The following is a 6,507-nucleotide window of genomic DNA, read 5'->3' on the forward strand; positions in this document are numbered from 1 at the left end:
GTTAATTGTGAAATACTGCTCTCTCTAGTTTAGCGTTTAAAAGTGTACTTTTACGAACCGTAACTTAGACAGCTTTGGAATTAATGTATAGTTGTCCTTAGAATAAAAAAAGGTAGCCGTTTGGCCACCTCCATTTATCTTAAATTTGTAATAAAAAATATCTCAATTATTTGTAAGGAATTTATTTCAATTAAAATTAGTTGTGTTAAACTTTGTTGGTCCTGGTGGATCCTCTTCTCCAGCTCTATTTTCATTGTGAAGAGATCCTAGCATCAATAATAGTATAGCAGTCATAACTATTAACTTTATCTTTTTCATTATAAATCCTCCCAAGTCTTAATTGATTTTTGATGGAATAACATATCATTTGATTTCTTAAAGTAAATTCCCGCGTTTTTAAAATTACTTGTCTCAAAATAAATATTCGCTAACAATAATGAGTATTTATGGACATGACGATAATCTTTCTTATTCTCAAAATATTTAATAGCAGTTTTTAATTTTTTCACACCGACTTCATCTATTCTTTGAATAGAGAGAAAAACATTGAAATGATGAAAATAAGACTCGAACTTATCTAAGGAAGTATTTTCAATCTCGTAAAGACCTTTGTGACACCACAAAATTATTTGGTCAGCATCTCCATTTTTAGAATATTCTTGAATAACAGAAAGAATAGAGATTAGGTTACTCTTTTTATTTCGATTATTCTTCAAACTGGCCATATATTTTTCAATTGCTTTTTTCGAATTTCCTTGAAGAGAAAATAAGGTACCTAAATTTTGATTAATTCTCCCAATCATGTCTTTTAATTTAAAATCCATAGCTAATTGTTGGGCCAATTTTAGAGTTTCTTCAGCTTCTCTATACTGGCATTTCCTTTTCTGAACAATCGCAATGATAATGTAGGAATCGATTGCTCTTTCAAAAAGGAGACTATCTTTATAAATTTTTAACGATTTTTTTGCACAATCAATCGTATGTAGATCTTGATTATTCGAAAGATAGGATAAACTTAATACATTATAAAAGTCAGCCAATTCCCAATCTTCAATAGGAAACTTATTTATTAAGTTTAAGTTGGATTCTAAATAGGTTAACGAACAAATAAAATCACCTTTCAAATGATAATAAATACCGCAATTCAAATTAAAGTGAAATAATTGATGTATATTAAATCTTATTTTTTGAGATTCTAATGTATTTAATAAAGAATTAACGATATTTGAATGTTTTTCAATTATTAAGTGCACTCTTAATTGCATAATTTTAAAATTATAAAGATAGCTTTCATTCTGAAAATTAAATTCATTTTCTATATAAAAAACCAATTTATTAATTATATCTTTTTTATTCCGATAATTTATTGCTTGTTTATATAGCAAGAGAAAGTCTGTGAAAAATTCAGCATCCATATCTCTAGAAAGATACTTATAATCAATATTTAATCTTTTGACTAAAAGCATTGCAACTTCATCACTTGGAACAGTTAAAATATTCTCGATTTTACTTAAATAAGAAGGGGTACAAATCCCTTTGGCTAGAGTAATTTGTTTCATGTTTTGTCTTAATCTTTCCACTTTTATTACTAATCCAATATTATTCATGAGAACTCCTTAATAGAATAAACTACACTACTATAATAAAGTAACATTTTAAAATGGGAAATAATACAAAAACATTAAACAATATTACTACTTTTTCAGAAAAATGTCCCATCTTAAAATTATATTTTATTTTTCCAATAACTGTTATCGTGAAGTTAGGTGCATAACTATGTGCTCAATTATTCTTATTGGAGGAAAAAATTATAAAGAAGAAATCAGGAAAAGTTTTAGCAGCATTAATTTTAGCAAGCGTAGTTGGAGGAACTTCAATCGCTGGAGCCCAACAGGTCGGCAGTGTCAATGCCTATGACGTGACTTATCAAGGCAAGGAAGTCTATACAGGTTATGTTGGTAAAGATTATAATAACGGATATGGGGTTGTTAACCTTTCAAACGACACTGGTACAGCGTATATAACTGCAACTATGGGAAATTCTGCTGGTGCGTCAAGAGGAATTGCAGCAGCCCAAAGAGGAGAACGTGTAGAATTCGCTAATACTGGTTCCGCAGGTTATGTTTATCGATTAGGCTTAGTTAAAACCAATTCAGGTACTCCAGTGCGTGTTGTAGGTACATGGTCACCAGATAATAAATAAATAAAGTGTTAATTTTAGCTTAGTAGGAGAAAAAAATGAATAAGATGGATCGATTAAGGTTCCTTAATAAATACAATTTAGTGTCAATGGTTTTGTTGTTCAGTTGTCTATTGCTGTCTTGGTTTTTTTCAAGTGAAATTTATTATTGGTTATTTATAGCTGATTTTCAAAATGAACCAGACTTAGTAGGGCTTGATCCTAGAGCCACAGTTTTACAAAGTTTGAATCAGTTAAGAAGTTGGGAGTTATATATAGATTTGGCAACAAGATACACAATATATTTCCTCCCCATTTTCCCTCTATTGCCAATACTTAATTTTTATAATGAGAAGAATGGATATTTGAGTTATGCATGTATACGTCTAAGAAAATTTAAAATGCATATGCTTACGACTATTTTAAAGTATTCATTTATATCTGGACTTTGTGTAGCGATTCCTTATATTATCTTTTTCTCTATAGGTAATATTTTTATAACTGACCATCTTGATTACGTAGGAAACTTTGCTGATATTTTGGGACCTTCGTTCTATAACAATTATCCTTTTCTTTTCTACATAATTTTAGCTACTACTATTTATTTCACTATTGGGTTTACTTTTGGAATGATGGGGATTGCGGTAGCAGTTTGGACGAATAAAAGCTATTTAATTGTCGTCATTCCATTAGTTTACTATATAGTAATTGGAAACTTAACCGAGACCTTTAAACTACCATTGCTAAATATCATGAATAGTGTTTTGTCTTATAATACGTTATATTATACGTTTGAAGTCTTTGTTCCTTTAATTATCCCACTGATAATTTCTGTGGGTTCAATTGTATATAGATATACAAAAGGTGATGCTCTTGATTATTAATAAAGCTTTATATGCCTTGCTTTTATCCATTATGTATTATATGACAGTCCGATTGTTTGTTATCTACGGTTTAATGAGTGAATTTACATTACTTGGAGAAAGTTACCAGGCAGTATTTACTTTTTATCTTACTTATTTTGCTTATATATCCATTTATTATTATGATATGATTAATTCAATGTCGTTAGTAAGGTACAAAACATATACAACAGCAATTTACGCAATCATAAGAAGATTATTAAAGGATAATTTAATTTTTATAACGATTTATTCAGGTGTTATTGTATTAATTCTTTTATTGAGCGAACGAGATTTGAACACGATTTATATAGTGAAATTCTTTATTTTAATTAATATTTGTTTCCTACTTTTAGGACTAGTGCTGATAGTTTTACATCTATTATTTAATAGTAAGGTTGCATTTGTTGGCGCAGTTTTATATTTTTTGATTATGTCTCTTTTTGTGTCCCCTGATGGGACATCAAATGCTTATTCTCCTATTTATTTATACTTAGCACCTCTTAACACGATGATAGATTTGGTGAAATTAATTAGTATTATTGCAATATATTTTTTATTAATTTCAGTTTTCTTCTTGCTAGTTAAAAAAGCGAGAAAATTAATATGAAAAGACAAATTCTAAATATGAGTTTCCTATTAAAGCAGTTCTTTATTACATTGTTATTCATCTTAATTGGAGTTAATGTATTACAAAATTTAAGCATCCATGTGAAAAATCAAAGCGTTCAGATGAATGTTTTAGACTTTTACAGTTTGTTATTTATTAATACTCAAAACCCTTATGTAGACTATATTGATTTTAGAAGTCCTATTACATTATTAGGCATAGTAACAATTATGTTAATCGGTGCTATATACACTAGTGCTCATTTTATTAGTTTTAATAAACAAAACCTGTACATGGTATTAATGAGGTATGGGAATCTGAAGAGTTATATCCGTGAAATGCGCCGTGAATCTTTAAAAAAGTCATTTATCTTTACAGTCTTGTTAAACACTCTTTTTTTAATGCTCATTTATACAATAGATAAAAGTGTTTTTTCAACACATTCATCATATTCAACCTTTTCAAAAATCTCTATGTTTAGTATTATTATCAATTATTTTTTCATATTATTTCTTTTTGTGTTTACAATTAGCAGATTAATGATTTATGTAAATTTAATTAAAGGTAATATTACATCACTCTTAGTTGGATTATTAATACCAATAGTAATTATAATGATAGACATTAATCAAACAAAATTTAATGTTATTTTATTTGATTATGATTCCTTTTTTTTAGATAGCTTAATAGTTGTTATCATTGTAAATGTTTTAATTTCTTTGCTCGGCAAAATGTTTATACAAAAATATGAGCTGTATTTCTAAGGAGAATGAGAATATTTATGGATCCACAAATCGAAGTAGTTAATATTTCTAAAAAAGTTAAGGGTAGCAACTTAATAGATGGTATTACACTAAATCTTTATAAAGGACAAACATATGGTTTTGTTGGCTACAATGGTTCTGGAAAAAGTATGTTATTTAAAGCTATATGTGGATTAACCCATATTTCTTCCGGAAGTATTAAAGTTAATGGTAAGTACATAGGTAAAGACATTGACTTCATTGAAAATACAGGAGTTCTTATTGAATCACCTGAATTCATGAATGGATTAACAGGACCAGAAAACTTAATGCTCCTAGCCGAAATACAAAAGAAAATTATTAAAAAAGACGTTCTAAAGTATTTTAAGAAGGTTGGTTTAGACGGACATGAAATGAAAAAGGTGTCCAAATATTCTCTTGGAATGAAACAACGTCTAAGAATTGCCCAAGCTATTATGGAGGATCCTGAGATTATAATATTGGATGAGCCCTTTAATGGTTTAGATAAAAGAGGAGTAGAAGAGATTCATAATTTACTTCAGGAGTACAAGGTCTTAGGAAAGACAATTCTTTTAACTAGTCACCATGAAAGTGATATAGATCTTTTATGTGATACGGTATATGAACTTGAAAAAGGAAGAATCATAAATCAAAAAGCTCTACTTAGAAAATAAACAGTAGGAGTCATAAAACAATGAGGAAAATACTATCTTTTCTTGGAGTGGCAATATTAGTAGTTTTCACAATGGGATGTTCAAATTTATCAGCTGAAAAAAACGAGCAAAACAATCCTCCCCCTCAAAAAGTAAGTTCAACTAAGACAATTGAAAAAGAAAATGAAGTATTTAATTCGGTGCCGGTGTTCCATGTATCTGCAGAGGAAGTTTATGAGGAATTAAGTGAGACCAAAAGTATAAAGGCCCGCATTAATAAGGATAAAACATCAGCGGATTTCTCTGGAGAAAATCTTTATATGGTCACCACTGTTTATAATCACCATGATAATAAGATCGATCGATTTTATATTCGAATCTCAAATACCCAATTTTACAACAATAAAAGACAGCTTAATGTTGTGGGAAATAATTTTAAAGAGTTATTCAAAGTTTTAGATGTGGAATATGAAGAAAGTAAATTGCTGGATATATTAAAAACAAAAGTTAAAAAAGATAGGGAAAATAAAATAGATTCTTTCCCAGAAGATGCTAAAGTATTTCCTTATAATGATCTTTGGATTGGTGTAGAAGGTATATACAACACCAATAACGAACCAGAACCTAATCTATTACAAGTCATCATTTACCCTACCAAACCAGAATTATAAGTATGTAAATATATGGTTTATATGATTGACCTCAATTGAACTCTTGCTATCATCATTTAATCAGTTATACAAAAAATTCCTAAGGTGTTTTCAGGTCTGATTTCAAAATGAAACCACTGTGATAGTCTGTTTCTTGATTTAGTGGAGTTTGTAATATAACTTGATTCATCTCTAGACCAATTTTCATTATTACTTCCTGTGTCCACCTAGTAGACCAGAACGGTGAATGGTGGTTCTTGCATAGGAATAAGATACTGCACATAAGATCGACGTGGTGCCATAATTTTTCAAGTCATATCCCTAGTCTTCACCAATTTACTTTTTACCATTTGCGTTCTTCAAGTTTCAAGTTGAGTTGCATCTTCTAAGTTCGTAATCTATCAAGAAATTTGACGGACAGTCTTATCTTGTTGGATGTCTTAAAAAGATTTTGGCACAATAAAGTTTCATGGTTTTATTTGTTGTCTCCTTCATTACCAGAACGTGAAAACCCTCTTTCAAATACATCTTTAGAGTAACCAATACTTTGATTGCGATTGCTTCTTCCATCACATCTAATCCAAGTGTGTATTGCAAAATAACTGTACATAGAAATGTAAGATGATGATGCAGAGAATTGCATAGAAAAATACATAGTGTTTATAGCAAGATTTCACATGGAGAGGCGGGTATGATAGCCTGCTTTGGCTAGAGGCAGATTCTTGGGGCATCTGGCTTCTGGAAGCGCG

Annotated in this window: 7 protein-coding genes; 5 read left to right on the plus strand and 2 right to left on the minus strand. The window is 29.6% G+C overall.

Annotated elements, in window-relative coordinates:
• Positions 1-186: 186 nt before the first annotated feature.
• Positions 187-318: a hypothetical protein gene (locus tag ACOI1C_RS22045; RefSeq protein ID WP_422512788.1), complete on the minus strand. Its 132-nt coding sequence runs from the start codon at positions 316-318 to the stop codon at positions 187-189.
• Entirely contained in the window at positions 318-1,607 is a 1,290-nt protein-coding gene (locus tag ACOI1C_RS22050; protein WP_422512789.1) for a helix-turn-helix domain-containing protein, read from the minus strand. The genes ACOI1C_RS22045 and ACOI1C_RS22050 overlap by 1 nt, the downstream gene beginning before the upstream one ends.
• Positions 1,608-1,795: 188 nt before the next feature.
• Here ACOI1C_RS22050 and ACOI1C_RS22055 point away from each other — a divergent pair, with 188 nt between their 5' ends.
• From ACOI1C_RS22055 to ACOI1C_RS22075, 5 genes are all read left to right on the plus strand, one after another.
• Positions 1,796-2,203, plus strand: coding sequence for a hypothetical protein (locus ACOI1C_RS22055; protein WP_422512790.1), 408 nt, complete (start codon positions 1,796-1,798; stop codon positions 2,201-2,203).
• Between the two features lie 35 nt (positions 2,204-2,238).
• Positions 2,239-3,063: a hypothetical protein gene (locus tag ACOI1C_RS22060; RefSeq protein ID WP_422512791.1), complete on the plus strand. Its 825-nt coding sequence runs from the start codon at positions 2,239-2,241 to the stop codon at positions 3,061-3,063.
• On the plus strand, positions 3,053-3,691 hold the full coding sequence (locus ACOI1C_RS22065) for a hypothetical protein (protein WP_422512792.1): 639 nt from the start codon (positions 3,053-3,055) through the stop codon (positions 3,689-3,691). Before ACOI1C_RS22060 ends, ACOI1C_RS22065 begins: the two co-directional genes overlap by 11 nt.
• A gap of 781 nt (positions 3,692-4,472) precedes the next feature.
• Entirely contained in the window at positions 4,473-5,129 is a 657-nt protein-coding gene (locus ACOI1C_RS22070) for an ABC transporter ATP-binding protein (protein WP_422512793.1), read from the plus strand.
• 20 nt (positions 5,130-5,149) lie between these two features.
• Positions 5,150-5,779, plus strand: a complete 630-nt coding sequence (locus ACOI1C_RS22075) for a hypothetical protein (RefSeq protein WP_422512794.1) — start codon at positions 5,150-5,152, stop codon at positions 5,777-5,779.
• Positions 5,780-6,507: the final 728 nt, after the last annotated feature.

This window comes from Bacillus sp. DJP31, from assembly GCF_049310945.1.
Taxonomy (GTDB): Bacteria; Bacillota; Bacilli; order Bacillales; family SA4; genus Bacillus_BS.

Coding starts and splice junctions, on each gene's coding strand:
- ACOI1C_RS22070 (WP_422512793.1), top strand. CDS start 4,473: ATGGATCCACAAATCGAAGTAGTTAATATTTCTAAAAAAGTTAAGGGT.
- ACOI1C_RS22075 (WP_422512794.1), top strand. CDS start 5,150: ATGAGGAAAATACTATCTTTTCTTGGAGTGGCAATATTAGTAGTTTTC.
- ACOI1C_RS22050 (WP_422512789.1), bottom strand. CDS start 1,607: ATGAATAATATTGGATTAGTAATAAAAGTGGAAAGATTAAGACAAAAC.
- ACOI1C_RS22045 (WP_422512788.1), bottom strand. CDS start 318: ATGAAAAAGATAAAGTTAATAGTTATGACTGCTATACTATTATTGATG.
- ACOI1C_RS22060 (WP_422512791.1), top strand. CDS start 2,239: ATGAATAAGATGGATCGATTAAGGTTCCTTAATAAATACAATTTAGTG.